Source organism: Streptomyces alanosinicus, assembly GCF_014650595.1.
Classification (GTDB): domain Bacteria; phylum Actinomycetota; class Actinomycetes; order Streptomycetales; family Streptomycetaceae; genus Streptomyces; species Streptomyces alanosinicus.
Genome location: NZ_BMVG01000011.1, coordinates 1 through 26,003, shown reverse-complemented (window position 1 = coordinate 26,003; position 26,003 = coordinate 1). Strand labels below are relative to the sequence as shown.

Here is a 26,003-nt window from a genome sequence, read left to right as displayed (position 1 = left end):
TGACGGTCACGGGGTTCGAGGCGTTGTACAGCTCCCCCGCCGCGCGCGGTTCGAACCGTGCGTCTGCCGGGGTTCACGAGCGGGTGCCTCCGTGCGGGGTGGGGAGTACCTGGTCGGGAGTGACGACTTCGGTGATGCCGCGGGCGGCGAGGTGGTCCTTGTCGTCCGCGCGCGAGTCGAGGACGGTGGTGGGGCGGGCGCCGTCGGCGACGAGCCGGAAGTAGGCGTCGAAGACGCTGCCGCCGGGGGCGCACCGGGAGCGCCGGGCCGGCTCGTCGGGTACGGCGAGGGCCGTGGTGCGTACCGCCGGGGTCTCATGGGTCCGGCGCGCCGCGCCGGCCAGCACGCGGGCGATGTCCTTGGGCGCGCGGTCGTTGGTGAACAGGCCGAGCCCGTATTCGAGTTCGGGGAAGTCGGCGAGCTCGCGCGAGACGTCGTACGAGCACCACCAGGTGATGCCCCACAGGCCGGGGCAGTCGAGGGCGTGGGTGACGGTGGCCTCGGTGAAGGCGGCGGCGTGCTCGGCGGGCACGAGCGGTGCGGGTGCGCCGACCTCCTGCAGCCACACCGGCCGGTGGGGTGCGTCCGCCCAGGCCTTGCTCAGCTCGACGAGATAGGCGGCGTGGTGTTCGGCCTGCACGGAGGTGCGGCCGTGGCGCTGGGCGGTACCGTTGAACACCCAGGAGTGCACGGCGGTGACATCGCCGAGCCGGGCGGAGTGGCCGGGGGTGAAGGGCTGGTCGTCCTGGTACCAGGCGACGTCGTAGGAGGCGTGCAGATGGAGCCGGTCCGGGGCGCCGTCGGCGCAGGCCGCCAGCATCCGCACGAGCCACCGCTCGGCTTCCTGCGGGGTGACGCGGTCGGGGTCGGGGTGGGGGGCGGCGGCGAACTGGTTGACCTCGTTGCCGACGGTCATGCCGATGAAGTTCGGCCGGTCGGCGAGGGCGGCGGCGAGGGTGCGCAGATAGGCGGCCTGGCCCTCGACCGCCTCCGGGTCGGTGAAGAGGTTGCGCCGGTGCCAGGTGCGGGTCCAGGCGGGCAGGAAGTCGAAGCTGCTCAGGTGGCCCTGCAGACCGTCGACGCTGACGTCCAGGCCGCGTTCGGCCGCCGCGTCGGCGAGGTCCACGAGCTGCTCGACGGCGCGCGGGCGGATCAGGGTGCGGTTGGGCTGGAAGTAGGGCCACAGCGGGAAGACGCGGATGTGGTCGAGGCCGAGCGCGGCGATCGCGTCGAGGTCGGCGCGCACGGAGTCGAGGTCGAAGTCGAGCCAGTGGTGGAACCACCCCTCGCTCGGGGTGTAGTTGACGCCGAAGCGCACGGCAGCAGGCATGAAGTGTCCTTGCGGGATCAGGGTGTTCAGCCCTTGACGGCGCCCTCGCCGACGCCGCGGAAGAAGTACCGCTGCAGACAGGCGAAGAGGGCGATGAGCGGGGCGACGGCGATCACGGTGCCGGCGGCGACGAGCCGTTCGTCGTCGGCGAAGGTGCCGTGCAGATAGTTCAGGCCGATGGTGAGGGTGAACTTGGACGGGTCGCTGAGCACGATCAGCGGCCACAGGAAGTCGTCCCAGGCGCCCATGAAGGCGAAGATCGCGACGACGGCCAGCGTGCCCTTCACCGAGGGCAGCGCGATGCGCAGGAAGCGCTGCCAGACGTCGGCGCCGTCGACGTAGGCCGCCTCCTCTATCTCGTACGGCAGGCCGCGGAAGGCGTTCCGCATCAGCAGGACGTTCATCGCGCCGACCGCGCCGGGGAGCACGACACCGATGAGGGTGTTGTTCAGGCCGAGTTCGCGCATGGTGGTGAACTGGGCGATGACGATGCCCTCGACCGGAACGAGCATCGCGAGCACGAAGACCAGCGTGGTCACGCGCCGGCCGGGAAAGCGCAGCCGGGCCAGGGCGTAGCCGGCGAGCGCCGAGCCGACACAGTTGGTGACGATGTTGGCCGTGGCGACCTTCAGGGAGTTCAGGGCGTAGTCCCAGACGGGGATGGTGTCGGCGACCCGCGTGTAGTTGTGCAGGGTGGGACGGGCGGGCAGGAAGCTCGGCGGCGAGTGGTAGATGTCCTCGGTGGGGCCCCTGAGAGAGGTGGACAGCTGCCAGAGGAACGGGCCGACGGTGAGGGCGAGGACGGCGAGGAGCAGCAGATAGCGCCAGGCCAGTTCGCCGGCGCGGACACGGCGGCCGTGTTCGTCGGTGACGCGTGGCTCGCGCCGCGCGGTGCCGGGCGGCTCGGGCCGTACCCTCTGTCGGACGTCCAGCGCGCTCATGACTCGTCCCTGCGGTCGGCGCGCAGGACGAGCAGCATGAGCGCGACGGTGACGGCGAACACGACGACGGAGAGGGCGGAGGCGTAGCCGACGCGGCCGGTCAGGCCGGTGCCGGTGCGCTGGACGAGCATGACGAGGGTGGTGTCCTCGCCGGCGGGGCCGCCGGTCGGGCCGGCCATGAGGTACACCTCGGAGAACACCTTGAACGCGGCGACCGAGGAGAGCGCGGCGACCAGCACCATGGTGGAGCGCACGGCGGGCACGGTGACCGAGAAGAAGCGGCGGACGGGTCCGGCGCCGTCCACGGAGGCGGCTTCGTGCAGTTCACGGGGCACGTTCGCGAGTGCCGCCAGATAAATGACCATGTAGTAGCCCAGGCCCTTCCACACCGTGACGGCCATCGCGCTCAGCAGGAGCAGCCACTGGTCGCTGAGGAAGCCGACCCGGCCGATCCCGATGGTCTCCAGCAGCGAGTTGACCAGGCCGCGTTCGTCCAGCAGCCACACCCAGATCAGCCCGACGACCACGATCGAGGCGACGACCGGGGTGTAGAAGGCGGAACGGAAGAAGGTGATGCCGGGGATGTTCTTCTGCACCAGCAGCGCGAGCAGCAGCGGCAGGACGACGAGGGCGGGTACGACCCCGGCGATGTACAGGGTGCTGTTGCGCAGCCCGGTCCAGAACATGTCGTCGTGGAGCAGTTCGCGGAAGTTGGCGAGGCCCACGAAACGCCCGGGGAGCAGGGTGCGGCGGTCGGTGAAGGAGTTCACCAGAGTGGAGACGAACGGGTACAGCACGAACGCGCCGGTGACGAGCAGCCCGGGGGCGGCGAACAGCCATGGACTGGTGGGAAGTTGGCGTCTGATACGGACGGAAACGGCCATGGCGGGTCAGCCCTGCCGGAGGAGGCGGTCGGCGGCGTTGACAGCGTTGTCGAGTGCCTGCTTGGGACTCTCCCTGCCCTGGAGCGCCTTGGCCACCTCGTTGCGCAGCGCGGTCTTCATCTGGTCGCTGAACAGCACGGGCGTGTAATTGACGGCGCTTTTCAGGGACTTGGCGGCCGCGATGCGCACGCGGGTCTCGTCGGTGCCGTCCTCCCTGGTGAAGTACGGGTCGTTCAGGGAGCCGGCGGTGCTCGGGAAGATGGCGACCTTCTTCGCGAAGGACATCTGGTTCTGCGCGTCGGTGACGAAGTGCGCGAAGGCGACCGCGGCCGGGGTGTGCCTGGTGTGCGCGTTGACCATCACGCCCATCACGTACATGTTGACGTGCCCGGTGCTGGTGATCTGGTCCGTGATGCCGATGTTCCGGTACAGGCTCGGCGCGTTCTTCTTGAAGTTGTCGAGGTCGAGGGCGCTGCCGGGGTTCATGGCGACGGCGCCGGTGAGGAACTTCTTGCCGGAGGACTCCGGGGTCGCGGTCAGCGCCTGCGGATCGAGCGCCTTGGCGTCGTACAACTCCTTGTATCTGGTGAGGAGTTCGACGCCCTTGGTGTCGTTGAAGGCGAACGCGGTGCCCTGCTTGTCCATCAGGGTGACGCCGTAGCGTCCGAAGTCCTCGATCGTGGGCACGTTGGCGAGGGTGGCGACCTTGCCGCCGCTCTTGCTCGCCATCCGCAGGGCGCCGGCGAAGAGTTCACCGTAGGTCTTCGGCGGCCGGCCGGGGTTCAGTCCGGCCTCGGTGAACAGCGCCTTGTTGTAGAAGAGCGGGCCGGTGTTCAGATACCAGGGGAAGGCGTAGGTGCCGCTCATGCCCGGCACCTGGTGGCTGGCCCAGGCGCCGTCCAGATACTCGGGCCGGTACTTTCCGGCGGCCTTGTCCAGGTCCATGGCCAGGCCGGCCTTGGCGAGGGGCGCGACGAGGTCCGGGGAGACGTTGACGACATCGGGCAGGGTGCCGCCGCCGGCGTCGGCGCTGAGTTTGTCGGCGTAGCCCTCGGCGGGCTGGTCGATCCATTTCACATGGGTGCCGGGGTACTTCTTCTCGAAGGCGGCGATGAGCCGGTCGAAGTACGGCGTGAAGTTCGCGCGCAGGTTCCAGGTCTGGAAGGTGATGTCGCCCTCGACCTTTCCGGAGGCGTCGGTCGAGCCGCCCTCGTCCCCGCCCGAACCGCAGGCGCTCAGCGGCAGGACGAGGGCGACGGCAGCGGCGGCGAGGGCTCTGCGGGGCATGGGCACGGTGACACGGCTCCCTTGCTGTGTCGGGCTGTTGGCGGCGGAAGAGACCATGCACGGGCCCTTCGGAAAAAGTCAACGGACGTGCGAGCTAAAGAAAATCGGTGTTCATTAGTGCAGGTCAGAGAAGTTCGATCGGATACTTGTCACGAATGGCTAATGCGCTTTAGGGTCTTGACACTCAAGCGCATTAGCGAGCACCGTCAGGAAGGGGGCGGGACGTGCCGCCCAAACGGTCCCCCGCACGCCGGCCCACGATGAAGGACATCGCCCGGCGGGCCGGAGTCTCCGAGAGCGCCGTCTCGTTCGCGCTCAACGACCGCCCCGGTGTCTCCGAGGCCACCCGCGCCCGGGTCCGCCGGGTCGCCGAGCAGCTCGGCTGGCGGCCCAGCACGGCCGCCCGCGCCCTGTCCGGCGAGGGCGTGGCCACGGTCGGCTTCGTCCTCGCCCGTCCCGCGCACACCCTGGGCGTCGACTCCTTCTTCCTCCAGCTCGTCTCCGGCATCCAGGAGGTGCTCGCCGAACGGCATCTGGGGCTGCTGTTCCAGGTCGTGGAGAACGTGGCCGACGAATGCGCGGTCTACCGCCGCTGGTGGGCGGAACACCGGGTCGACGGCGTCCTGGTGGTCGACCCGCGCGCCGACGACCCCCGCCCCGGTCTGCTGGACGAACTCGGTCTGCCCGCCGTGGTGATCGGCGGCGCGCCCGACGAGCGCCATCCCGAGCTGTCGACGGTGTGGGCGGACGACGCGGGCGCGATGGCGTCGGTGGTCGACGAGTTGACGGCGCTGGGCCACCGCCGGATCGTGCACATCGCGGGCCTGCCGGGCCTCGCGCACACCCAGCGCCGTATCACCACGCTGCGGGCGGAGTCGGAGCGCCGCGGTCTCACCGAGGTCAGCTCGGTGACCACCGACTACTCGGATGCGGAGGGCGCCGCCGTGACCCGCCGGGTGCTCGGCGCCTGTCCGCCCCCGACCGCGCTGATCTACGACAACGATGTGATGGCCGTGGCGGGCCTCGCGGCGGCGGCCGAACTCGGCTTCCGCGTCCCGCGGGACGTGTCGGTCGTGTCCTGGGAGGATTCGGCGCTGTGCCGCATGGTCACACCTCGGCTGTCGGCGCTGTCCCGGGACAGCGCCGAGTTCGGCCGGACGGCCGCCCGCGAGCTGATGTCACTGCTGGACGGACACCCGGCCCGGTCGGTGGGCGTGCCGATGCCACGGCTCACGGGGCGGGGCAGCACCGGTCGCCGTGCCCGCGGTCCGGGGAGCAGGGGTCAGGACGGGCGGGGCGCGGTCGGCAGCGGCGGGGTGCCGGTGACCGACATGACAAGCGAGTAGAGCGTCGTGTCGGCGGCGATGAACATGCGGTTCCGCTTGGCGCCGCCGAAGCGGATGTTGGCCACGACCTCCGGGACCAGGAGGCGCCCGAGCAGGGTGCTGTCCGGGTCGTAGCAGTGCACGCCGCCGTGCATGGCGGCGGCCCAGAGCCGGCCGTCGCTATCGAAGCGGATGTTGTCGAAGTTACCGGTCTTGCACTCGGCGAAGATCCCGCCGTCGGTGAGGGTGCCGTCGCCCTGGACGTCGAAGACACGGATGTGGTTGGCCCTGCTGTCCGAGACGAACAGCCGGCGTTCGTCCAGGGAGAAGACCAGGCCGTTGGGGCCCTGAAAGCCGTCGGCGACCAGCCGCACCTCGCCGGTGCCCGGGTCCGCGCGGTAGACGTTGCAGGCGCCGATCTCGCTCTCGGCCCGGTGGCCCTCGTAGTCGGTGGTGATCCCGAAGTCGGGGTCGGAGAACCAGATCGAGCCGTCGGACCTCACCGCGGCGTCGTTCGGGCTGTTGAACCTCCTGCCCTGGAAGCGGTCGGCGATCACGGTGACGGAGCCGTCGTGTTCGGTGCGGGTGACCCGGCGGTTGCCCTGCTCGCAGGTGATGAGGCGGCCCTCGCGGTCCAGGGTGTTGCCGTTGGGATGACCTGCGGACGAGCGGAAGACACCGACCGTCCCGGTGGTCTCGTCCCAGCGCAGCAGACGGTCATTGGGGATGTCGCTCCAGAGCAGGTACCGCCCGGCCGGGACATAGAGGGGACCCTCGGCCCAGCGGCAGCCCTCGAAGAGGGTCTCCAGCCGGGAGTCACCCGCATGGCACCGGCCCGTGCGGAACCGGTCGTCAAGAATCTCGTACAGCTGCGGCTGCTCACCGGGCATACTCGTCACCCTCACCCATCGATCTGAATGTTGATCTGAGAAATCCAAACTATGCAGAATGAGATTCGGCAAATCAACCACAACACCGAAGGACATCCATTGGACGACATCGACCGGCAGTTGCTTGAGCTTCTCCAGCAGGACGCGTCGAGGCCCTACGCCGCACTCGGCGAGGCCGTGGGGCTGTCCGCCGGGGCGACCCATGAACGCGTGCGCAAGCTGCGCGAGCGGGGCGTCATCCGCCGGACGACCGTCGAGGTCGATCCCGCCGCCGTCGGACGGGACGTGCTCGCCTTCGTCATGGTGGACTCGACCCGCTGGGTGGGCGATTCCGGCGACCGGTTCGCCGCCGTCCCGGAGATCCAGGAGGCGCATGTCATCGCCGGAAGCGCCTCGGTCCTGGTCAAGGTCAGGACCGCCACGACGCAGCAGCTCCAGGACGTGCTGCGCCGTATCTACGCGATCGAGGGAGTCAGCGGCACCCAGGCCACCGTGGTGCTGGAGACCTTCTTCGAGCGCCCCGTCACCCCGTGACCCGCCACTCCACCTTGAACACCCATGCGTACCGGCCCGCCCTGCGGGCCGCCTCCGGTACGTCGACCACGAGTGCGCCGCCCGTGACCGTCCAGGTCAGCGGCCGGTCATGGCCGAGCATCGTCACCTTGTCGCCGGGGCGCACCGGCACCGGGGCCTCGACGGTGAGCTTCGGGCCGGGTGCGACGAGCGAGTGGATGTAGAAGGCCTCGTCCGGGCGCACGGTGAACCGCAGGTCGTCGCCGAGCTGGGCCATCCGCGACCAGTAGGTGGTGTCGTAGATCGCCTCCCCGTTGGTCTTCAGCCACGCGCCCGTCTCCCGCAGCCGGGTCTGCATGATCTCGGGGATGGTGCCGTCGGCGCGCGGGCCGATGTCGAGGAGGAAGTTGCCGTTCTTCGAGACGATGTCGACGAGGCTGTGCACGACCTGCTCCGCACTCATGTACGCGGAGTCGGGCGTCGCCTGGTTGTAGCCGTAGGAGAACGGGTCCAGGCCCCGGCTGGCCTCCCACTTGGCGACGACCGTGTCGGCGTACGTCGTGTACTCGGGTGTCGTGAAGTCGTGGAAGGCGGTGCCGGAGCGGTCGTCGACCGTGACATCGACCGGACGCGCCCGGTTCTTGGCGTGGTTGAAGTACTCGGCGAGGACATGGACGCTGTCGTTCACACCGCCGATGTCGCACCAGATGATCTCGGGGTCGTAGCCATGGATCAGTTCGAGCAGCTGCGCGGCCTGGTAGTCGTGGACGTAGTCCTTGCCCGCCGTGTAGCCGGTGTACGGCACCGGCCGGAGGGTGTACGGGTTGCGCGGGGCGTGCCCCGTCCAGGGGTTGTCCGGGTTGAACCATTCGGGCATGGAGAAGTACAGGCCCCGGTGGAGTTCCGGGGTGTAGCGTCGGCTCGCCTCGAACAGTTCCCTCAGCAGGTCCCTGCGGGGGCCCATGCGCACGGCGTTGCGGTCGGAGACCTTGGTGTCCCACAGGGCGAAGCCCTCGTGATGCTTGGAGGTCAGGACGTGGTACTGGGCGCCCGCGTCCCGGAACAGCTCCACCCAGGCCCGCGGGTCGAACCGCTCGGCGGTGAAACGGGGGATGAAGTCGTCGTAGGCGAAGTCCTCGCCATAGGTGTCCCGGTGGTAGGCGTACACCGCGCCCGCCGGGTCCTGCATATGGTCCCAGTACCACTCGGCGTACTGCTTGCCCACCGGTGACCAGGCGGGCACCGAGTAGACACCCCAGTGGATGAAGATCCCGAACTTGGCTCCCTGGAACCAGTACGGCGCCTGGTGGGCGGCGAGGGAGGTCTCGGTGGGCTGGTAGTCGGCGGTGCCGAGGGTCAGCATCGCCTCTTCCGCGGCCGCTTGTGCCCCTCGGCCGGTGACCGTGACCGTGCCGCCGGCGCGGGTGCCCGGTGCCGTGCCGGGACCGTTGCGGATGCCGACGCGGACGCGGGCCTGTTCGCCGGGGTCGAGACGGCGGATCCGGGCCGGCTGGACCGTGCGGGCGCCCGGGGCGTCCACGGTCACCGAGACGCCGTCCGCGGCCAGTACGGCGACGGTGCCCGCGTTGACGACGGTGGCCTCCACGCTCTGCGCACCCGACGGTTCGAGAAGGGAGGCGGTGGAGTGCGGGCCGCGCAGGGCCAACGCGCGCCCCTCGGCGACGGGTTGCAGACTGAGGGCGAAGATGTGCAGGGACGCCTTGTCCGCGACGGCGGGGTTGGTGACGGGAAGCGTGACGGCGATGGCCTCCCGGCGCGGGTCGAGCCAGATCTCCGAGACACCGATGCCGACGCGGTGCTCGTCCTTGCCGCCGTCGGGCCGGTAGCGGTACGGCGCCGACAGCGGGCCGCCCGCCGCGTACCAGTCGGCGCCGCCGAGGCCGGCGCTCGTGGTCGTACCGTCGGCGTAGTGCACGGTGGCGGTGCCGGAGACGTCGCCATAGCTGGCCGCGGTGAGGAAGAAGGCCGACAGATAGCGGCCCTTGGGCAGGTCGAGGCGCTGGCCGAGGGCCACGACGTTGTTGCGGGTGCCCGCGGCCGGGGCAGGGAACCGGAAGGGTACGCCGCCCACCTCGACCCGGCCGGCGGGGAGTTCCTCGCCGGGGAAGGTGTAGCCGGAGCCGTCGAAGTCGCCGCCGCGGGCGGAGGCGGTGTCGACGCCGTCGTTGTCGTAGAGGGCGTCGAGCGGGACAGGCACCGGATCGGGGACGGCGGCCCACGGTCCCTTCCGGTCGGCGGTCGACGGTTCCTGCCGGTCGGCGGCCCGCGCGGCGGTCGTGGCGGTGAGCGGCAGGGCGGTCGCGGCGGTCGCACCCGCTGCCGCGCCCAGGATCAGACGTCTGGGACACGTGCTCATGAGCGGCTCCCATTAACTCCGATTCATCGGACCTCTGATGATTGTGCGGCGGCCGCGAGGCTGTCAACGGGGCTGCGGAGGGCCGTACTTGACGCATTGATCGGACGATCGCTGCGCTGCCGCGAAAGGCCTCTCGACGTACCGCGCCCGACCGGGCACAGTTCTCCCTGCGCCGTGACGCATACCGGCGAGTAGCCGACGACCGAGCGAGGAGTGCCCGTGGGTGACTGGTCCGGGCGGACCGCCGCCGAGACAGCCGCCGCCGTACGCGCCAAGGAGGTCACCCCACGGGAGGTGGTGGCCGGGTGCCTCGCGCGGATCGAGCGGCTCGACGGACGGATCGGGGCGTTCCGCACGGTGCGGGGCCGGGCGGCGCTCGCCGAGGCCGACGAGCTGGCGGCCCGTGCCGACCTGTCCGAACTGCCGCTCGCGGGCGTTCCCGTGGCGGTCAAGGACAATCTGGCGGTGCGCGGCGAGTCCCGTCGCGACGGCTCCGCCGCCACCCCGGACACCCCGGCCGCCGAGGATCATGTCACGGTGGCCCGGCTGCGGGCGGCCGGCGCGGTGGTCGTCGGCCTGACGAACGTGCCCGAGCTGTGTGTCTTCGGCACCACGGAGGGCGTGTACGGCACGACCCGCAACCCGTGGGACCTCTCCCGCACGGCGGGCGGCTCCTCCGGCGGCAGCGCGGCCGCGGTCGCGGCGGGACTGGTGCCGGTCGCCCTCGGCAACGACGGGATGGGCTCACTGCGTATCCCGGCCGCGAACTGCGGACTGGTCACGCTGAAGCCGGGGCACGGGGTGATACCGGCCCAGATCGGCAACGGCGACTGGTTCGGCATGGCGGAGAACGGTGCGCTGGCCACCACCGTCGCGGACCTGCGGCTGATGCTGGACGTGCTCGCGGACGGCGCCCTGCCCCGGACCGGGGAGGCGGTGTCGCTGCGGGTCGCGGTGGCCCTGCGCAGTCCGCTCCCCGGGGTGGGCGTGCACCGGTCGTATACGAACGCGGTCCGCGAGGCGGCCGGAGTGCTGGCGCGGGGCGGGCACCAGGTGCGGCGGGCCGAGCCGCCCTATCCGCCCTCGCTCGGGGTGACCTCGCTGCGGCACTGGACGGCGGGCACCGCCATGGACGCCGAGGGGCTGGACCCGGCGCGGCTGGCCCGGCGGACCCGGGTGCACGCGGCGCTGGGCCGGCGGTTCGTCTCCTCGGTCAAGGCCGGCGACGCCCGCGAGCGGTTGCGCGCCCGGATGACGCCGTTCTTCACCGAGCACGATGTGCTGCTCACCCCGGCCCTGGCCCGCCGCTCGCCCGCGGCCGGCCCGCTGCACGAGCGTGGCTGGCTGCGCAACCTCCTCGCCAACACGTACACCCCGTTCACCCCGCCCTGGAACCTGACCGGCTGGCCCGCCATGACGGTCCCGCTCGGCACCCTGCCCTCGGGCGCGCCCTGCGCCGTACAGCTCGTCGGGCGCCCGGGCGCGGAGGATGTGCTGCTGGGGCTGGCGGAGGAGCTGGAGAAGCGGCGCCCGTGGCAGCGGACGGCGTCGATGGCGGGCTTCTGAGTCCCTGCCGTCGATGGCGGACACTGAGTCCCTGCCGCCCGAGGGCCTCGTCCTGAGCCCCTCCTCCTGAGCCCTTGCAGGTCAGTCCACGCTGGGCAGGATGTGGGGCTCGGCGAGGTCGTCCTCGTATCCCGCGAGGCGGATGGGGGCGGACCGGGCCCACACGTCGAGGCTGCCGAGTTCCCCGGGCCGTCGGCCCAGGCGCTCCGTGCGTTCCTTGGGGCGCTGCTCGCGATTCGTCTTCTCCGGTGTCACCGCGCACTCCTTATGTGTCGGTCACCCTCGAGGGCATGCCGGACAGCCTGCGCCACGGCACTCAACGCCCGCTCGGGTCTGGTTCGAAGGCCAGTTCGGACGCGGTGGCGCCGGTACGAACGGTGGGTCTGGGTGGGACCCGGTCCTGCTGTCCGCCCCTCCAGATTACCCAAATGAGCGGGGGTGCGCTCGATCGGGAGTGCAAACAAGGTGTAACTATGAGAAGTCTTTTGCCTCCCAAGGCCTCCCAATATGAGGCTATTTGCCATGCGCCGCTCACCCGGCCGCGGGAGCGATTCACCCACTCGGCCTCCATGTGGCTCAGTTCAGGTGCCGTTGGCCGGACCGCAAGGTGGCCATGATCTGCTGATGAGCGGGAACGGCTGTCTCGCGGAAGGACTGACGCATGGAGCTGCGCAGCGTCGAGGAGCTGATGGATCTGCTGTACGCCGGACGGCACCAGCACGCGCTGAGAACGGCCGCGCTGCTGCGCCGCAGGCGCCCCGCCGACAAGGAGCTCCAGGTCGCGGGGCTGGTGCACGGCATCGGACCGGTGCTGAGTCCGGGCGACGAGGAGGCCCGGCCGCTCAGCGCGGCCGAGGCGGTGCGCACCCTGCTCGGGGAGCGGGTGTTCCGTCTGGTACGCGGGGACGCGGGTCCCGCCGACGACGATGTGCTGCGGCTGCGCCAGGCCGACGAGGAGAGCCGCACGACGGGCTTCGACGCGGGCGTCCTGGAGGACTGGCGCACGGTGCTGGAGCTGGTGGCGGCCCGCCATTCACGGCTGGGCGCCGTCGACTGAGGTCAGACCGAGACGGCCACGCGTCGGCCCCGAAGGGCCCGTACCAGGGCCGTCGCGCCGGCCGTCGGATCGGGCCGGGTCACCACTTGCCGGGCGCGTAGTCCTTCAGGAAGACGCCGTACAGGTCGTCGCCCGTCTCGCCGCGCACGATCGGGTCGTAGACGCGGGCGGCGCCGTCGACCAGGTCCAGCGGGGCGTGGAAGCCCTCCTCGGCGAGGCGCAGTTTGTCGTAGTGCGGGCGCTCGTCGGTGATCCAGCCGGTGTCGACGGAGGTCATGAGGATGCCGTCGGTGGCGAACATCTCCTGGGCACTGGTCCGGGTGACCATGTTCATGGCGGCCTTCGCGGCGTTGGTGTTCGGGTGCCCGGCGCCCTTGTACCCGCGGCCGAAGACGCCCTCCATCGCGGAGACGTTGACGACGTAGGCGCGCCCGCTGGCCGCCTTCTTCGCGGCATCGGCCATGGCCGGGCGCAGGGCGCTGATCAGGATGAACGGCGAGGTGTAGTTGCACAGCTGGGTCTCCAGCAGTTCGACCGGAGAGATCTGGTCGATGGTCTGCACCCAGGTGTTGGAGTCGACGACGTCCGGGACCAGGCCGCCCGCGTCGATGGCGGTGCCCTCGATGTGCCGGGCGACACTGGCGTGGCCCGCGACGAGCGCGAGGTCGGCGACCTTCTGCGCGTCCAGGCCGCTGGTGCCGATGGGCAGCGCGGCGATGCCGTCGACGGCGCCCGAGTTGAAGGCGCCGATGACATGGTGGGCGGGGAGCTCACCGGCGGGCAGCGGGGCGCTCTCGCCGTCGACCAGGGCCGCGTACGCCGAGGGCAGGCGGCGCACGGTCTGGGTCGCGTTGTTGATCAGGATGTCGAGCGGACCCGCCTCGGTGACCTGCTCGGCCAGCGCCACGGCCTGCGCGGGGTCGCGCAGGTCGATGCCGACGACCTCCAGCTGGTGGATCCAGTCCGCCGAGTCCTCCATCGCCGTGAAGCGGCGGATGGCGTCCTTGGGGAAGCGCGTGGTGATGGTGGTGTGCGCGCCGTCGCGCAGCAGCCGCAGCGCGATGTACATGCCGATCTTGGCGCGGCCGCCGGTGAGCAGGGCGCGCTTGCCGGTGAGGTCGGTGCGGGCCTCGCGCTTGGCCCGGTTCATATGGGCGCAGTCCGGACAGAGCTGGTGGTAGAAGTAGTCGACCTCGACGTAGCGGGTCTTGCAGGTGTAGCAGGAGCGCGGGCGCTGGAGTATGCCCGCGATCTTTCCCTCATCGATCTTGGAGGAGGGCAGCAGGCCCTCCGTCTCGTCGTCGATGCGCTCGGCGGAGCCGGTCGCGGTGGCCTCGGTGACCGCCTTGTCGTGGGCGGTCTTGGCGGCCCGGCGCTCCTGGCGGCGGCGCTGCTTGACCGTGCGGTAGATGCCGGCCGTGGCCCGGCGCACCGCGATGGCGTCCGGGTGGTCGACCTCCAGCGTGTCGAGTTCATCGAGCACGCTCAGGCAGACGGCCAGGCGCTCGGGATCGATGCCGGGGCCGTACACGACCTCGTCCGTGGCCGTGGGGCCGTCCTCTGTCACCGTCATCGCGCTGCCGTTTCCCTGATCACCTGCGCGGCGCTCCGACTCGCGCCCGCTTTCGAACAGGGAATTTTACGGAGGGCTGGGCCTGGGACCAAACCGCGTCCACGGGGGCCACCCGTACACGCCGGCGACAGTGGTACGGGTGGGACCCCAGGGGCTTCAGCCCCCGCAGGCGGCGAGCAACGTGGACAGCTCGGCGGACACCGCGTACGCGAGCCGGTCGAGGTCCGGCACGGCCCGGCCGTCGGCGACGATCCCGTAGTGCACCCGGCCGCGATACGTCGAGATCGCGATCGCCAGCGCCTGTCCGGGCGCGAGCGGGGCGAACGGATAGACCTCTCGCAGTTCGTGTCCGCCGAGCCGCAGCCCGAGCCCCGGCAGCGGCACGCTGGTGACGAGGATGTCGAACCACAGCCGGGCGGCGTGGCCGACGAGCGGCCCGCCGAGCCGGTGGCCGAGGGCCGGGACATGGTCGGCGAGCAGGGCGACGGCGCCGGCCCCCCGGTTGGGCCCCGCGTCCTTGTTGCGGATCATCGCGGTGCGCACGGTGTCGAGACGGCGCAGCGGGTCGGGCTCGTCCACCGGCAGCCGTATCAGATAGCCGGAGAGCCGGTTGCCCTGCGGATGGGCGGTGCGCGGGCGACGCCGGGAGACGGGGACGAGCGCGCGGGGCGCCACCCCCTTGCTGCCGTCGCCGCGCTCGTCCAGCCAGCGGCGCAGGGCGCCGGCGACGACGGCGATGAGCACGTCGTTCACGGTGCCGCCGACGGTCTTGCGCACCCGGTGCACATCGTCGATGTCGACGACGACCCCGGCGGTGCGGCGGGTGCCGCTGGACGGCGCCGTCAGCGCGGAGACGGTCCGCATGCCGAGGGTGGAGCGGGCGAGGGAGGCGCCGATGTCCAGGGCCCGGCTCGCGTCGGACAGCGCGCCCCTGACCAGGCCGGGGAGCAGCCCCGGCAGTTTGCGCATCTCGGGCAGCAGGCCGCGCGGCGGCTCGATGGCGCGAGGCGCCCGCCGCTCGGGCAGGTCCACCGGGTCGAGGACACCGGCGGCGAGTTTCAGTGCGCGCAGTCCGTCGGCGAGGGCGTGGTGGAACTTGAACAGCACGGCGAAGGACACCCCGTCCTCGCCGGGCATCACATGGGCCTCCCACGGTGGCCGGCCGCGCTCCAGCGGGCGTTCCATGAGCCGGCCGGCGACCGCGTGGAAGTCGGCGGTCGGGGCGTGCAGCCGGACATGGTTCAGCGGATCGAAGTCCGGGTCGCTCTCCCGGGCGGCGCTGCCGAAGGCGAGCGGCTGCCAGACGTCGCGGATGCGCAGCCGCAGCCCGGGTACGGCGGCGGCGCGGGCGGCCAGCAGATCGGCGGCATGGGCGCCGGCCGTCGGCGAGTGGGCGCCGAAGACGCCGAGCGCGCCGAGGTGCATGGGATGCCGCTCGGACTCGATGTTCCAGAACGCCAGGTCGAGTGGAGCGAGCAGGTCGGAAGTCAAGGGCTTGCCTCACGCGTCGACGGGTGGATCTGCAGACCTTCGCAGTGAATCCCCGCGAGCTGATTACGGTCAAGTATGATCAGGCTACGCTCAGTTAACAGCAGATTAAGTCCCGCCCCTGCAAAAGGGGCGGGACCCAGTGATACGTGAGGTCACTTCAGAACGGGCTGCGCCGCCTTGGGTGACGTACCCCACTCAGACGGGCGCGGGCCGACCGTGAACGCGAGCGAGCGCAGCGAACGCAGCGCACCCGTCGTCAGATAGGTCTGCCCGTGGGCCTTTCCGTCGGTGCGGACGGACTGGATGTAGCGGTCGGTGGCGGAGGTGCCGGGTGTGGCGATCGTCAGCGTGCCGTTCGGCCAGTACTGGCGGTCCAGGGTGAGGTCGACGCGGTCGAAGACGGGGGTGGACAGGCCCCAGGTGTCGTAGCCCGGCTGGATCGGGAAGAGCCCGATGGACGACAGCACGTTCCAGGCGGACATCGTGCCGAGGTCGTCGTTGCCCGTCATGCCGGTGGGCCCGTCGGTGAACAGGGTCAGGGCCGCGTGCACCACGTCGGTGGTCTTCCACGGCTGGCCGGTGGCGAGGTAGGTGTACGGCGCAATGAGGTCGGGCTCGTTCATCGGGTTGTACTTGTCCGCGTTGTAGTACGCGTAGGCGTTGCCGTGCACCCACGACTCGCGGGCGGCCTTCGCGGGGTCGGCCAGCAGCTTGTCGTAGGCGAAGAAGGAGTCCAGCCGGTCGTTGGCCTTGCGTTCGCCGCCGATGAGCCGGACCATGCCGGGCACGTCCTGCGGCACGAGCCACTGGTACTGCCAGGCGGTGCCCTCGTGGAACCCGGCGCCGGCCGTCGGATCGGCCGAGCCGGTGAAGGCGCCGGAGGCGTCACGGGCGCGGAAGAACCCGGTGCTCGGGTCGAAGATGTTGCGGTAGTTCTGGGCGCGGGCGGCATAGCGGGCGGCGTCCGCCTGGTGGCCGAGCCCGCGGGCCATCTGGGCCAGCATGGCGTCGGCGAGCGCGTACTCCAGGGTGACCGAGGCGCCGTGGTGGTAGTCGGAGTCGCCCATCTTGGCGTACGCCCGGTCCTTGTCGAAGGGGGCGAAGCCGTGTGCGAGGTACTCGGTGTTGGCCTCCCGGCCGATGCCCGGGTTGCCCCTCGGCGGGACCCCGTCGGCGTTCTTCTTCAGCGCCCGGTAGGTCCGCTCCTCGATCCCCTTCAGCAGGCCCATCTGATAGGCCGTCGTCAGGAACGGGGTGACCGGGTCACCGCTCATGATGTTCGTCTCGACCGGGCCGTAGCCCCACTTGGGCAGCCAGCCGCCGTCCTCGTCGATGGCGACGACGGACCGGGCCATGTCCCGGGCCTCGCGCGGTGCGAGCAGCGCGAGGAGCTGGGCCTGGGTGCGGTAGGTGTCCCACAGCGACCAGTTCTGGTAGTACGTGAACCCGTCGGCGTGGTGGATCCGGCGGTCCCAGCCGAAGTAGCGGCCGTCGCTGTCGCCGCCGATGTTCGGTGCGAGGAAGGACCGGTACAGCGAGGAGTAGAAGGTCCGGCGCAGCGTGTCCGTGCCACCGCGCACCTGGACGCTCGCCAGCCGCTTCTCCCACTCCTCGCGGGCCCGCTCGCGTACGGCGTCGAAGGACTTGCCGCCCTCGGCGCCCAGGTTCCCGGCGGCGCCGCGCGCGTCGACGTACGACATCGAGGTCGTCGCCTCGACCGTACGGTCCTTGGTGGTGTCGAAGCGGACGTAGGCGCCGCCGGGTCCGGTGCGCGAGCCCGGGGTGACGGTCTGGCCGTTCCAGGTGCCGTACGCGGTGAAGGGCCGGCTGAAGCGGGTGATGGTGTAGAGGGAGTAGGGGCCGGTGTCCCGGCAGAAGCCGTGCCCGGTGATCTCGGTGCGCACGGTGCGGTTGTCGAGGATCTCGACGGAGCTGGAGACCGCCTTGTGCAGCGACTGGGCCGCGTTCAGCAGGACGTTGGCCTTGTCGGTGGCGGGGAAGGTGTAGCGCTGCACACCGGTGCGCTCGGTCGCGGTCAGCTCGGCACGGATGCCGGAGGCGAGGCCGACCCGGTAGTAGCCGGGGCCGGCCGCCTCGTCCTGGTGCGAGTATCCGGCCGCGTACTTGGTGTAGTCCGTCTGTGTGACGTCACCGGTGGTGGGCAGCACGGGCAGGTCGCCGCCGAGGCGGCAGCCGACGCCCGAGAGATGCACCAGGGAGAAGCCACGGATCCGGTTCTGCGTGTAGTCGTAGCCGGTCATGTGCCCGGTGTCCGGGGACAGCTGCACCATGCCGAAGGGCACGGCCGCGCCGGGGAAGGTGTTGCCCTCGTTCTGACTCCCGATGAAGGGGTTGACCAGATCGGCGAGGTGGCCGTCGGTCCGCTCGGCGGCCGGTGCGGCGGGGGTGGCGATCAGCGCGGACGCTGCCATCACCCCGGCCAGGCACAGCCGCGTACGCCGGGTCCCTCTCATGTCGGATGACCTCCGCAGGTTCGACATCGTTGTCTGCATCCTGAAGGTCGAACGACCCAAATCCGGGCAAGGTACGGCTATCACGTCATACGCGTCGCGCGCGCCGGAGCACGATCGGTGACGCTCCGTCAGCCCGTGCTGTCGGACGGTCCGTAGTGGTAAGGGGCCGCGTCGTCGGCCTCGGCCAGGTCGTCGGCCGCCGCGTCGAGTTCCCGCCGGTCGTACTCCGTGAGGAAGGGGAACAGGGCCCCGCAGTCGCGGCAGGCACGCGCACGCGAGGCCTCGAACTCCGGCTGGGGCTTGAAGAACCCCGGCCGGCGGAACTTCAGCCGCAGCCGCTCGAACGCCCGCTCCCCCGAGGTCAGCTCACCGACGGGGCTGAGCCGGGCCGACCCGCATATCCAACATCGCATCCGCGGACCCTATCGCCCGGCCGCCGGAGCGGGCCTATCCGGTCGCCGGAGCGGCCCTAGGAGACCCGCTGCCCCTTGCCCAGCGCGATCACACCGCCCTTGGAGACCGTGTACAGCTCGGCATCCCGTTCCGGGTTGACGCCGATGGTCGCGCCGGGCGGGACCTCCACGTTCTTGTCCAGGACGGCGCCGCGGACCACCGCGCCCCGGCCGATGCGCACGTTGTCGTGCAGGACCGAGCCCTGGACCACCGCGCCCGGGTCGACCCGGGCGCCCGGGGAGAGCACCGACCGGGTGACCTGACCGCGGATCAGGCAGCCCGCGCTGATGATGGACTCGCCCGCGATGCCGCCCGCGCTGAAGCGCGCCGGGGAGAGCTGGCCCGAGTGGGTGTAGATGGGCCACTGGCGGTTGTAGAGGTTGAAGGCGGGGCGCTCGGCGATCAGGTCCATATGTGCCTCGTAGTAGGCGTCGAGGGTGCCCACGTCCCGCCAGTAGCCCTGGTCACGGGTGGTCTCGCCGGGCACGTGATTGTCGCCGAAGTCGTACAGCCGGGCCTCGCCGCGCGCGGTGAGCTGGGGCAGGATCGAGCCGCCCATGTCGTGCACCGACTGCTCGTCCTCGGCGTCCCGGTGCAGCGCCTCGACGAGGGTCTTGGTGGTGAAGATGTAGTTGCCCATCGAGGCGAAGACGGTCTCGGGGTCGTCCGGCAGACCCGGAGGGTCGGCGGGCTTCTCCAGGAAGCGTTCCACGCCGTGCCCGTCCGGGCCCGGGGTGATCACCCCGAACGACGCGGACTGCGCGCGCGGCACCCGGATGCCGGCCACCGTCACACCCGCGCCGTCCTCGATGTGCTGGCGGAGCATCTGCCGCGGATCCATGCGGTACACGTGGTCGGCGCCGAACACGGCCACGTACTCGGGCTGTTCGTCGTGGACCAGGTTCAGGGACTGCAGCAGCGCGTCGGCGCTGCCCAGGTACCAGCGCGGGCCGAGCCGCTGCTGGGCCGGGACCGGTGTGACGTAGTTGCCGAGCAGGCTGGACATCCGCCAGGTGGTGGTGATGTGCCGGTCCAGCGAGTGCGACTTGTACTGGGTCAGTACGCAGATGCGCAGGATGTCGGCGTTGACGAGGTTGGACAGGACGAAGTCGACGAGACGGTAGGTGCCGCCGAAGGTGACGGCCGGTTTGGCGCGGTCCGCGGTCAGCGGCATCAGGCGCTTGCCCTCCCCGCCCGCCAGTACGATCCCCAGCACCGAAGGTCCTCCACGACGCATGGCCGCTCCCCTCACCCTGGTCGAACGATGGCTGCCCCCGGGCGGACGGGGCTATGCCTGCTTGCGGATCTCCTCGTACAGCGCGGCCGTGCGCCGGGCCACCGCGTCCCAGCCGAACTCGCCGACCGCACGCTCCCGTCCGGCCTCCCCCATCCGCCGGGCCCCTGCGGGGTCGCCGAGTACAGCGTCCAGGGCGGCGGCGAGGCCCGCCTCGAAGACCTCGCTGTCGTCGTCCGGGGCGACCAGGAGGCCGGTGCGTGTGTGGTCCACGACCTCCGGGATGCCGCCGACCCGCGAGGCCACGACCGGGGTGCCGCAGGCCATCGCCTCCAGGTTGACGATGCCGAGCGGTTCGTACACCGAGGGGCACACCAACACGGCGGCGTGTGTGAGGAGTTGGACGACCTCCGGCCGCGGCAGCATCCGCGGGATCCAGAACACGCCCGCGCGGGCCCGGCTCAGCTCCTCGTACAGCTCCCGGAACTCCCGGTCGATCTCCGGGGTGTCGGGCGCGCCCGCGCAGAGCACGACCTGGGCGCCGGGGTCGATGCGGCGTGCGGCGCGCAGCAGATGGGGCACGCCCTTCTGGCGGGTGATCCGGCCGACGAACAGGACGTACGGGCGGCTCGGGTCGATGCCGTGCCGGGTGAGGGCGTCCGTGCCGTGGTCGGGGCGGTAGAGGCGGGTGTCGATGCCGTTGTGCACGATGTGTACGGCGGCCGGGTCGAGCGCGGGATAGCAGGCGAGGATGTCCTCGCGCATGGCGCCGGACACGGCGATCACGGCGTCGGCCGCCTCGACGGCGGTGCGTTCGGCCCAGCTCGACAGGGCGTATCCACCGCCCAGTTGCTCGGCCTTCCAGGGGCGCAGCGGCTCCAGCGAGTGCGCGGTGACCACGTGCGGGACGCCGTGCAGCAGCTTGGCGAGGTGACCGGCGAGATTGGCGTACCAGGTGTGGGAGTGGACGAGTTCGCGGCCCCGGAGGGCGGCGGCGACGGACAGGTCCACGGAGAAGGTGCGCAGCGCGTCGTTGGCGTCGTCGAGCGCGGACCAGGGGCGGTGGCGCACCACTCCGACACCGCGTCCCTCACCCCAGCAGTGCACCTCCAGGTCGACCAGCGAGGTCAGCTCGCGGGCGAGGAACTCGACATGGACGCCCGCGCCGCCGTACACGTCCGGGGGGTATTCCCGGGTCAGCAGTGCCACTCGCACCCGACAACCCCCTTGTCCCGGCGGCAGGTTCCCTTCATGGTCACCCAGATGCGGCGCCCGGGGAAGAGCGTGGCGGGCGGGTGAAGCAGCAGTCGCCGCAGACCCCGCCGCCGGGCACCCGGTAGTACAGGCAGCAGCTGCGGCGGCGGAAGGCGGTGCCGTCACGGGTGCCGGTGGGGCGCAGCAGGGGGTGGGCGAGGAGTTCGTCCGTCAGGGCCCCGGCCCGCGCCGCCACGTCGGTACGGCCGTGCACGCGGGCCCAGCGGTCCAGTTGCCCGGCCGCTCCGGCGAGTGCGGAGGCGGCGTTGCCCCACAGCAGTCCGGGCGCGCAGCCGAAGCGGGCGCTCAGGGTGTCTCCCAGGGGTTGCAGATGTCCCTGCAGCACGGTGGCGGCGAGGGTGGCGGCGTCGCCGGGCAGCGGGTGCAGCTCGGTCAGGTACAGGTCGTCGGGGGCGGCGGCGCGGGGGTCCCAGCGCAGCAGGCGCGGGCCGAGGTCGGGCACGGCGTCGTACAGGACGGCGCAGCCGAGGGCCGCCGACCACAGCCGGGCGGCCAGGCCCTGCTGTGCGAGGGAGGCGGCGACGCGCGGCTCGGCGGTGCGCAGCCGGTCCGCGACCGTGGCCACCCGCACCGCCAGGGCGTCGGGGGAGGCGTCCGGTGTCACCCGTTCGTAGGTCTGCGCGAGTGTCGGCGGCCGGCCGGGGTCGGACACGCCGGCGGATCCGGCGGGGCCCGGACAGGTGCGCAGGACGAAGAATCCGCCGAGCGGGCGGAGGGCGGCGAGAGCGGGGTCGAGGTCCACGACATGTACTCGTACCAGGCCCGTTGGCCGGCCGGCACCGGGGGTGTCCGACCTCGCGTCACCCGTCCCGAGGATGATCGCGCAGCCGGTGTACTCCATCGGTAGTAGGACGCATGGCGTGCTCAGGGACGACGACGGAAAGGGCGCGGGCGGGCAGAGTGTTGGCCATGGAATCCGACCGTACGCCGCGCCGGGCCAGAGTCCTCGGCACGCAGAGGAGACGCGGATGAGCGCCCTCGCGTTGTCCGTGGTCCTGTCCTTCGTGTCCGCCCTCGCCTACGCGGCCGGCGCGATCGTGCAGGAGCGGGTGGCGGTGTCCTCCCCCGGCAGCGCGTACCTGCCGGTGCGCCGGCCGAGCTGGTGGGGGGCGCTGGCCCTCAACGCCCTCGGCGGAGTGCTGCATGTGGTGGCGCTCGCCTACGGTCCGCTGAGCCTGGTCCAGCCGCTCGGCGCGCTGACCATTGTCTTCGCGCTGCCGATGGCGGCGCTGTTCGTCGGCCGCCGCGCCGGGGCGACCGCCTGGCGCGGCGCGGTCATGGCCACCGTGGGCCTCGCCGGACTGCTGTCCCTGGTCGGCTCCTCCGACACCCACTCCCTCGACACGGCCCAGCGGATCGCGGTCGCGCTGGTCACGGGCGGCGCGGTCGTGGGCCTCGTGTGCGCGGGCCTGGCCGCGCACCGGCACCCGGCGGTGCGCAGCGTGCTGCTCGCCACCGCCTCCGGCATAGCGTTCGGCATGTCCTCGGTGTTCACCAAGACCGTCGCCGAGGACTGGACCCACGGCATCGACCTGGGCGACCTTCCCTCGCTCGCCGCGGTCGCCCTGTTCGCGGCCGGCGGTGTGGTGCTGTCGCAGGCCGCTTACCGGGGCGGCGGCCTCGCCGCCCCGCTGGCCACGCTCACCGTGGTCAATCCGGTGCTGGCGGCGGCGGTCGGCATCCTGATGTTCGGCGAGACGTTCCGCTACGGCACCACCGGCACCGTGCTCGCCCTGTGCTGCGCGGTGGTGGCGGCGGGCGGTCTGGTCATGCTGACGACGGAGCGGATGGGGCGCGGCGGGGAGCCGTCCCTCCCGGACCCGGCCGGGCCCGATGCCGCACCGGCCGGCACCGGGGCGGAGTCGCTCCCGGGCCTGCCGCAGCAGCGGACGGCGGCGCGGGACGAGGCGGAGCGGGCCGCGCCGGCCGCGTCGCCCGAGACCGACGGTGTGCCCGACGGCGACGGTGTGCTGGACCGCGACGGTGTGCCGGACTCCGCCGGTGTGCTCGACGAGCCCGGGCTGCGGGACCTGCTCGCCACGGCACCGGGCGGCAGCGGGGAGGCCGGCGACGGTGGTGAACCGCCGGCCGGCCGGGAACTCCCCGCGTCGTGCGCCGCGTCGACGGCGGGCGTCCAGGTGCCGCTGCCGGTCCTGGACGACCGCCGTACGTGGGTCAGATCCTGACGCCGCCGGCCCGCAGATAGGCGAGCGGGTCGATGTCCGTGCCGAAGCCGGGTCCGGTCCGCACCTCGAAGTGCAGGTGCGGGCCGGTGACGTTTCCGGTGGCGCCGGAACGGCCGATGCGCTGGCCGGTGCCGACGCTCTGCCCGGTCCGCACGGCGATGGCCGACAGATGGCCGTACTGGGTGTAACGGCCGTCGGCGTGCCGGATCACCACCTCGTAGCCGTACGCGCCGCCCCAGCCCGCGGCCACCACCTGCCCGGCCTCGGCGGCCTGCACGGAGGTGCCGGTCGGCACGAGGAAGTCGACGCCGGTGTGGTAGCCCTTCGACCAGTGCGAGCCCGCGGCGTGGTAGCCGGTGCCGATGGGCGCGTCGACCGGCGCGACGAGCGTGCGGCCGGTGCCGGTGGTCCGCCGCGGTGCGGCCTTGTGCTCCGAAGGGGCCTTGCGCTTCGGGGACTTGGTGTCGGGGGACCGGGTGGCGGCCATGCCGTGCAGGCTGAGCCGCTGGCCCGGCAGTATCAGGTCGGGGTCGGCGCCGATGGTCGTGCGGTTGCCTGCGTAGAGTCCGCGCCAGCCGCCGTGTACGTGGTGCTCGTCGGCGATCCCGGACAGGGTGTCCCCGTGCACCACGGTGTACATCTCGGCCCGGCCGGCCCGGGACTGGGGGGTGGTCTGTGGCTTCACGTCCCGTACGGAACTCTTCTTCCCGGCTGTCACGGGCCGGGTCGCGGCACTGTCGGTGTGCGTGCTCCCCGCGTGCCGGCCGGGGGCGGCGTCGCCCCGGGTGAGTCCGGCGCGCACCGAGCACACCGGCCAGGCGCCGGGGCCCTGCCCGTCGAGGACCTGCTCGGCGACGGCGATCTGCTGGTCCCTGGTCGCGAGGTCGGCGCGCGGCGCGTACCGGGTGCCGCCGTAGGCCTCCCAGGTGGACTGGGTGAACTGCAGCCCGCCGTAGTAGCCGTTGCCGGTGTTGATGCTCCAGTTGCCGCTGGACTCGCAGGCGGCGACCTTGTTCCAGGCGGAGGCGTCGGCCGCGTCGGCCGTACCGGCGGCGACCAGGGGGATCGCGAGTCCGGCGCCGCTCGCCGTGACGGTGAGTGAGGCTCGGTTGATCCTGTTGGGCTGGTACCGGCGGTGCCGACCGCGTACGGCCATGTCCGACTTCCCCTCGGCAAGCGTCAGGAGGGGCAAAACTAAGCGCCGCGAACAGGCCATGACAAGACGGAAATCCAGCCGCCACGGCGCCCAAGTGGCCGGGAACGGCCCGTTCTTGGCCCGAATCGCCGGAGACTGAGGCCGAGGGCGGTGTGCTTGCGTACCCATGCGTGGCGGGTCGGATGTGCGCTCGCCAGGGCGGCAGGTCAGGATGGGCAGGCGGGAGCTTGCCGACGGGTCCTCGGGCCTGACGGGCCCGTACTGATGGAGCCGTAGTCACGAGGCAGCTAGGGAGCAGGCGGTATGAGCACTTCAGCGCAGATCGGTGTCACGGGGCTCGCGGTCATGGGCCGCAATCTCGCCCGGAACTTCGCCCGGAACGGATACACGGTCGCCGTGCACAACCGTACGGCGGCCCGGACCAAGGCGCTGGTGGAGGAGTTCGGGAGCGAGGGCGACTTCATCGCGGCCGAGACCGCGGAGGAGTTCGTGGCGGCCCTGGAGCGTCCGCGCCGCCTGGTGATCATGGTGAAGGCGGGCGGTCCGACGGACGCCGTGATCGAGGAGTTCGCACCGTTGCTGGAGCCCGGTGACATGATCATCGACGGTGGCAACGCGCACTTCGCGGACACCCGGCGCCGGGAGAAGGCGCTGCGCGAGCAGGGCATCCACTTCGTCGGCATGGGTGTCTCCGGCGGCGAGGAGGGCGCGCTGCACGGGCCGAGCATCATGCCGGGCGGCCCGAAGGAGTCGTACGACTCGCTCGGCCCGATGCTGGAGAAGATCTCCGCGAAGGCGAAGGACGGCGCGCCCTGTGTGACGCATGTGGGCCCCGACGGCGCCGGGCACTTCGTGAAGATGGTGCACAACGGCATCGAGTACGCCGACATGCAGCTGATCGGCGAGGCCTACCAGCTGCTGCGCGATGTCGCCGGATACTCCCCCGTCGAGATCGCGGAGATCTTCCGCACCTGGAACACGGGCCGGCTCGACTCGTACCTGATCGAGATCACGGCGGAGGTGCTGTCGCACGTGGACGCGGCGACGGGCAAGCCGTTCGTGGATGTGGTGGTGGACCAGGCGGAGCAGAAGGGCACGGGCCGCTGGACGGTCCAGATCGCGCTCGACCTGGGCGTTCCCGTGTCCGGCATCGCCGAGGCGGTCTTCGCGCGCTCGCTGTCGGGCCACGCGAAGCTCCGCGAGGCCTCGCAGGGGCTGGCGGGGCCGAAGGCGGTGCCGCTGGGCAAGGAGGAGGCGGCGGCCTTCGCCGACCGGGTGGAGCAGGCGCTGTACGCGTCGAAGATCGTGTCGTACACGCAGGGCTTCCACGAGATCGCCGCGGGCAGCGAGGAGTACGGCTGGGACATCGACCTCGGCGCGGTGTCCTCGATCTGGCGGGGCGGCTGCATCATCCGGGCGGCGTTCCTGGACCGTATCCGCGCGGCGTACGACGCCCGCGCCGATCTGCCGAGCCTGCTGTCGGACGAGGCGTTCGCGCGGGAGATCGCGGGGGCGCAGGACGACTGGCGTGAGGTGGTGATCGCGGCGGTGCGGCAGGGTGTGCCGACGCCCGGGTTCGCGGCGGCGCTGGCGTACTACGACGCGTTGCGGGCGGAGCGGTTGCCTGCGGCGCTTACGCAGGGGCAGCGGGACTTCTTCGGGGCGCACACGTATCGGCGGGTGGACCGGGAGGGGTCGTTCCACACGTTGTGGGGCGGGGACCGGTCGGAGGTTTCCGCGTAAGCGCGTAAGTCGGAGGCTTCCGCGTAAGGGGGTGCGGGGGCGTCGGCGGCGGGTGCGGGTGCGTTGCGGCTGGGCGCGCAGTTCCGCGCGCCCCTGGTGCAGCCCGGGTGTCTTCATGAGGGGGAGGGACCGGGCTGAAGGTTCCGCCTGAAGGGGTGCGGGTGCGGTCTGGCTCGGCGCGCAGTTGCCCGCGCCCCTGGTGCAGCCCGAGGCGGCTCTAGGTGAGGGGTGGGCCGGGCTCGGGGGTG

Annotated in this window: 21 protein-coding genes; 6 read left to right on the top strand and 15 right to left on the bottom strand. The window is 71.6% G+C overall.

Annotation, left to right across the window (positions count from 1 at the left end; genetic code table 11):
• Positions 1 to 73: 73 nt before the first annotated feature.
• The 4 genes from IE277_RS22970 to IE277_RS22955 are packed head-to-tail and all read right to left on the bottom strand — an operon-like array spanning position 74 to position 4,448.
• Entirely contained in the window at positions 74 to 1,330 is a 1,257-nt protein-coding gene (locus IE277_RS22970) for a glycoside hydrolase 5 family protein (protein ID WP_189955363.1), read from the bottom strand.
• 26 nt (positions 1,331 to 1,356) lie between these two features.
• Positions 1,357 to 2,271 carry a carbohydrate ABC transporter permease gene (locus IE277_RS22965; protein WP_189955360.1) on the bottom strand — a complete coding sequence of 305 codons (915 nt, stop codon included), beginning with the start codon at positions 2,269 to 2,271 and terminating at the stop codon, positions 1,357 to 1,359.
• On the bottom strand, positions 2,268 to 3,155 hold the full coding sequence (locus IE277_RS22960) for a carbohydrate ABC transporter permease (protein WP_189955358.1): 888 nt from the start codon (positions 3,153 to 3,155) through the stop codon (positions 2,268 to 2,270). The genes IE277_RS22965 and IE277_RS22960 overlap by 4 nt, the downstream gene beginning before the upstream one ends.
• A gap of 6 nt (positions 3,156 to 3,161) precedes the next feature.
• A complete protein-coding gene (locus IE277_RS22955) occupies positions 3,162 to 4,448 on the bottom strand; it encodes an ABC transporter substrate-binding protein (protein WP_189955356.1) in 1,287 nt (428 codons plus the stop codon).
• A gap of 218 nt (positions 4,449 to 4,666) precedes the next feature.
• On the opposite strand from IE277_RS22955, the gene IE277_RS22950 reads away from it, so the two are divergent.
• Positions 4,667 to 5,788 carry a LacI family DNA-binding transcriptional regulator gene (locus tag IE277_RS22950; RefSeq protein WP_189955349.1) on the top strand — a complete coding sequence of 374 codons (1,122 nt, stop codon included), beginning with the start codon at positions 4,667 to 4,669 and terminating at the stop codon, positions 5,786 to 5,788.
• On the opposite strand, the gene IE277_RS22945 is transcribed toward IE277_RS22950, so the two are convergent.
• Positions 5,725 to 6,657: an SMP-30/gluconolactonase/LRE family protein gene (locus tag IE277_RS22945; protein ID WP_189955347.1), complete on the bottom strand. Its 933-nt coding sequence runs from the start codon at positions 6,655 to 6,657 to the stop codon at positions 5,725 to 5,727. The two genes, IE277_RS22950 and IE277_RS22945, sit on opposite strands and share 64 nt — an antisense overlap.
• Positions 6,658 to 6,756: 99 nt before the next feature.
• On the opposite strand from IE277_RS22945, the gene IE277_RS22940 reads away from it, so the two are divergent.
• Positions 6,757 to 7,191 carry an Lrp/AsnC family transcriptional regulator gene (locus tag IE277_RS22940; RefSeq protein ID WP_189955345.1) on the top strand — a complete coding sequence of 145 codons (435 nt, stop codon included), beginning with the start codon at positions 6,757 to 6,759 and terminating at the stop codon, positions 7,189 to 7,191.
• On the opposite strand, the gene IE277_RS22935 is transcribed toward IE277_RS22940, so the two are convergent.
• Positions 7,181 to 9,547, bottom strand: a complete 2,367-nt coding sequence (locus tag IE277_RS22935) for an alpha-L-fucosidase (protein ID WP_189955343.1) — start codon at positions 9,545 to 9,547, stop codon at positions 7,181 to 7,183. The two genes, IE277_RS22940 and IE277_RS22935, sit on opposite strands and share 11 nt — an antisense overlap.
• Before the next feature lie 219 nt (positions 9,548 to 9,766).
• Between IE277_RS22935 and IE277_RS22930 the strand changes: the two genes are divergently transcribed.
• Positions 9,767 to 11,113: an amidase gene (locus IE277_RS22930; RefSeq protein ID WP_189955341.1), complete on the top strand. Its 1,347-nt coding sequence runs from the start codon at positions 9,767 to 9,769 to the stop codon at positions 11,111 to 11,113.
• 81 nt (positions 11,114 to 11,194) lie between these two features.
• Here the strand turns inward: IE277_RS22930 and IE277_RS22925 are convergent, their stop codons facing one another.
• Positions 11,195 to 11,368, bottom strand: coding sequence for a hypothetical protein (locus IE277_RS22925; RefSeq protein ID WP_189955339.1), 174 nt, complete (start codon positions 11,366 to 11,368; stop codon positions 11,195 to 11,197).
• Positions 11,369 to 11,774: 406 nt separating this feature from the next.
• Here IE277_RS22925 and IE277_RS22920 point away from each other — a divergent pair, with 406 nt between their 5' ends.
• Complete coding sequence (locus IE277_RS22920; protein WP_189955337.1) at positions 11,775 to 12,170, top strand: hypothetical protein; 396 nt, start codon at positions 11,775 to 11,777, stop codon at positions 12,168 to 12,170.
• 79 nt (positions 12,171 to 12,249) lie between these two features.
• On the opposite strand, the gene IE277_RS22915 is transcribed toward IE277_RS22920, so the two are convergent.
• The 7 genes from IE277_RS22915 to IE277_RS22885 all read right to left on the bottom strand — a co-directional run bounded on the left by IE277_RS22915 (position 12,250) and on the right by IE277_RS22885 (position 21,412).
• Entirely contained in the window at positions 12,250 to 13,743 is a 1,494-nt protein-coding gene (locus tag IE277_RS22915) for an SDR family NAD(P)-dependent oxidoreductase (RefSeq protein WP_189955335.1), read from the bottom strand.
• 156 nt (positions 13,744 to 13,899) lie between these two features.
• A complete protein-coding gene (locus IE277_RS22910; protein WP_189955333.1) occupies positions 13,900 to 15,234 on the bottom strand; it encodes a wax ester/triacylglycerol synthase family O-acyltransferase in 1,335 nt (444 codons plus the stop codon).
• A gap of 152 nt (positions 15,235 to 15,386) precedes the next feature.
• Entirely contained in the window at positions 15,387 to 17,708 is a 2,322-nt protein-coding gene (locus tag IE277_RS22905; protein WP_189955332.1) for a GH92 family glycosyl hydrolase, read from the bottom strand.
• A gap of 128 nt (positions 17,709 to 17,836) precedes the next feature.
• Positions 17,837 to 18,121 carry a hypothetical protein gene (locus tag IE277_RS22900; RefSeq protein ID WP_189955330.1) on the bottom strand — a complete coding sequence of 95 codons (285 nt, stop codon included), beginning with the start codon at positions 18,119 to 18,121 and terminating at the stop codon, positions 17,837 to 17,839.
• Positions 18,122 to 18,177: 56 nt separating this feature from the next.
• Positions 18,178 to 19,398 (bottom strand): glucose-1-phosphate adenylyltransferase, encoded by a 1,221-nt coding sequence (gene glgC / locus IE277_RS22895; RefSeq protein ID WP_189955328.1) that lies wholly within the window; start codon positions 19,396 to 19,398, stop codon positions 18,178 to 18,180.
• A 51-nt stretch (positions 19,399 to 19,449) separates the two neighbouring features.
• On the bottom strand, positions 19,450 to 20,610 hold the full coding sequence (gene glgA, locus IE277_RS22890) for a glycogen synthase (RefSeq protein ID WP_189955325.1): 1,161 nt from the start codon (positions 20,608 to 20,610) through the stop codon (positions 19,450 to 19,452).
• 40 nt (positions 20,611 to 20,650) lie between these two features.
• Positions 20,651 to 21,412 carry a (2Fe-2S)-binding protein gene (locus IE277_RS22885; RefSeq protein WP_189955662.1) on the bottom strand — a complete coding sequence of 254 codons (762 nt, stop codon included), beginning with the start codon at positions 21,410 to 21,412 and terminating at the stop codon, positions 20,651 to 20,653.
• Positions 21,413 to 21,638: 226 nt separating this feature from the next.
• Between IE277_RS22885 and IE277_RS22880 the strand changes: the two genes are divergently transcribed.
• Positions 21,639 to 22,856, top strand: a complete 1,218-nt coding sequence (locus tag IE277_RS22880; RefSeq protein ID WP_189955323.1) for a DMT family transporter — start codon at positions 21,639 to 21,641, stop codon at positions 22,854 to 22,856.
• Here the strand turns inward: IE277_RS22880 and IE277_RS22875 are convergent.
• On the bottom strand, positions 22,846 to 24,012 hold the full coding sequence (locus IE277_RS22875; RefSeq protein WP_189955321.1) for a transglycosylase family protein: 1,167 nt from the start codon (positions 24,010 to 24,012) through the stop codon (positions 22,846 to 22,848). The genes IE277_RS22880 and IE277_RS22875 overlap by 11 nt on opposite strands.
• Positions 24,013 to 24,315: 303 nt before the next feature.
• Here IE277_RS22875 and gnd point away from each other — a divergent pair, with 303 nt between their 5' ends.
• Positions 24,316 to 25,755, top strand: coding sequence for an NADP-dependent phosphogluconate dehydrogenase (gene gnd / locus IE277_RS22870; protein WP_189955319.1), 1,440 nt, complete (start codon positions 24,316 to 24,318; stop codon positions 25,753 to 25,755).
• Positions 25,756 to 26,003: the final 248 nt, after the last annotated feature.

Excerpts from the sequence above, each read along its gene's own strand:
- IE277_RS22915 (WP_189955335.1), bottom strand. The coding sequence starts at position 13,743 with ATGACGGTGACAGAGGACGGCCCCACGGCCACGGACGAGGTCGTGTAC.
- IE277_RS22920 (WP_189955337.1), top strand. The coding sequence starts at position 11,775 with ATGGAGCTGCGCAGCGTCGAGGAGCTGATGGATCTGCTGTACGCCGGA.
- IE277_RS22970 (WP_189955363.1), bottom strand. The coding sequence starts at position 1,330 with ATGCCTGCTGCCGTGCGCTTCGGCGTCAACTACACCCCGAGCGAGGGG.
- gnd (WP_189955319.1), top strand. The coding sequence starts at position 24,316 with ATGAGCACTTCAGCGCAGATCGGTGTCACGGGGCTCGCGGTCATGGGC.
- IE277_RS22905 (WP_189955332.1), bottom strand. The coding sequence starts at position 17,708 with ATGAGAGGGACCCGGCGTACGCGGCTGTGCCTGGCCGGGGTGATGGCA.
- glgC (WP_189955328.1), bottom strand. The coding sequence starts at position 19,398 with ATGCGTCGTGGAGGACCTTCGGTGCTGGGGATCGTACTGGCGGGCGGG.
- IE277_RS22875 (WP_189955321.1), bottom strand. The coding sequence starts at position 24,012 with ATGGCCGTACGCGGTCGGCACCGCCGGTACCAGCCCAACAGGATCAAC.
- IE277_RS22880 (WP_189955323.1), top strand. The coding sequence starts at position 21,639 with ATGAGCGCCCTCGCGTTGTCCGTGGTCCTGTCCTTCGTGTCCGCCCTC.
- IE277_RS22935 (WP_189955343.1), bottom strand. The coding sequence starts at position 9,547 with ATGAGCACGTGTCCCAGACGTCTGATCCTGGGCGCGGCAGCGGGTGCG.
- IE277_RS22960 (WP_189955358.1), bottom strand. The coding sequence starts at position 3,155 with ATGGCCGTTTCCGTCCGTATCAGACGCCAACTTCCCACCAGTCCATGG.
- IE277_RS22900 (WP_189955330.1), bottom strand. The coding sequence starts at position 18,121 with ATGCGATGTTGGATATGCGGGTCGGCCCGGCTCAGCCCCGTCGGTGAG.
- IE277_RS22965 (WP_189955360.1), bottom strand. The coding sequence starts at position 2,271 with ATGAGCGCGCTGGACGTCCGACAGAGGGTACGGCCCGAGCCGCCCGGC.
- IE277_RS22945 (WP_189955347.1), bottom strand. The coding sequence starts at position 6,657 with ATGCCCGGTGAGCAGCCGCAGCTGTACGAGATTCTTGACGACCGGTTC.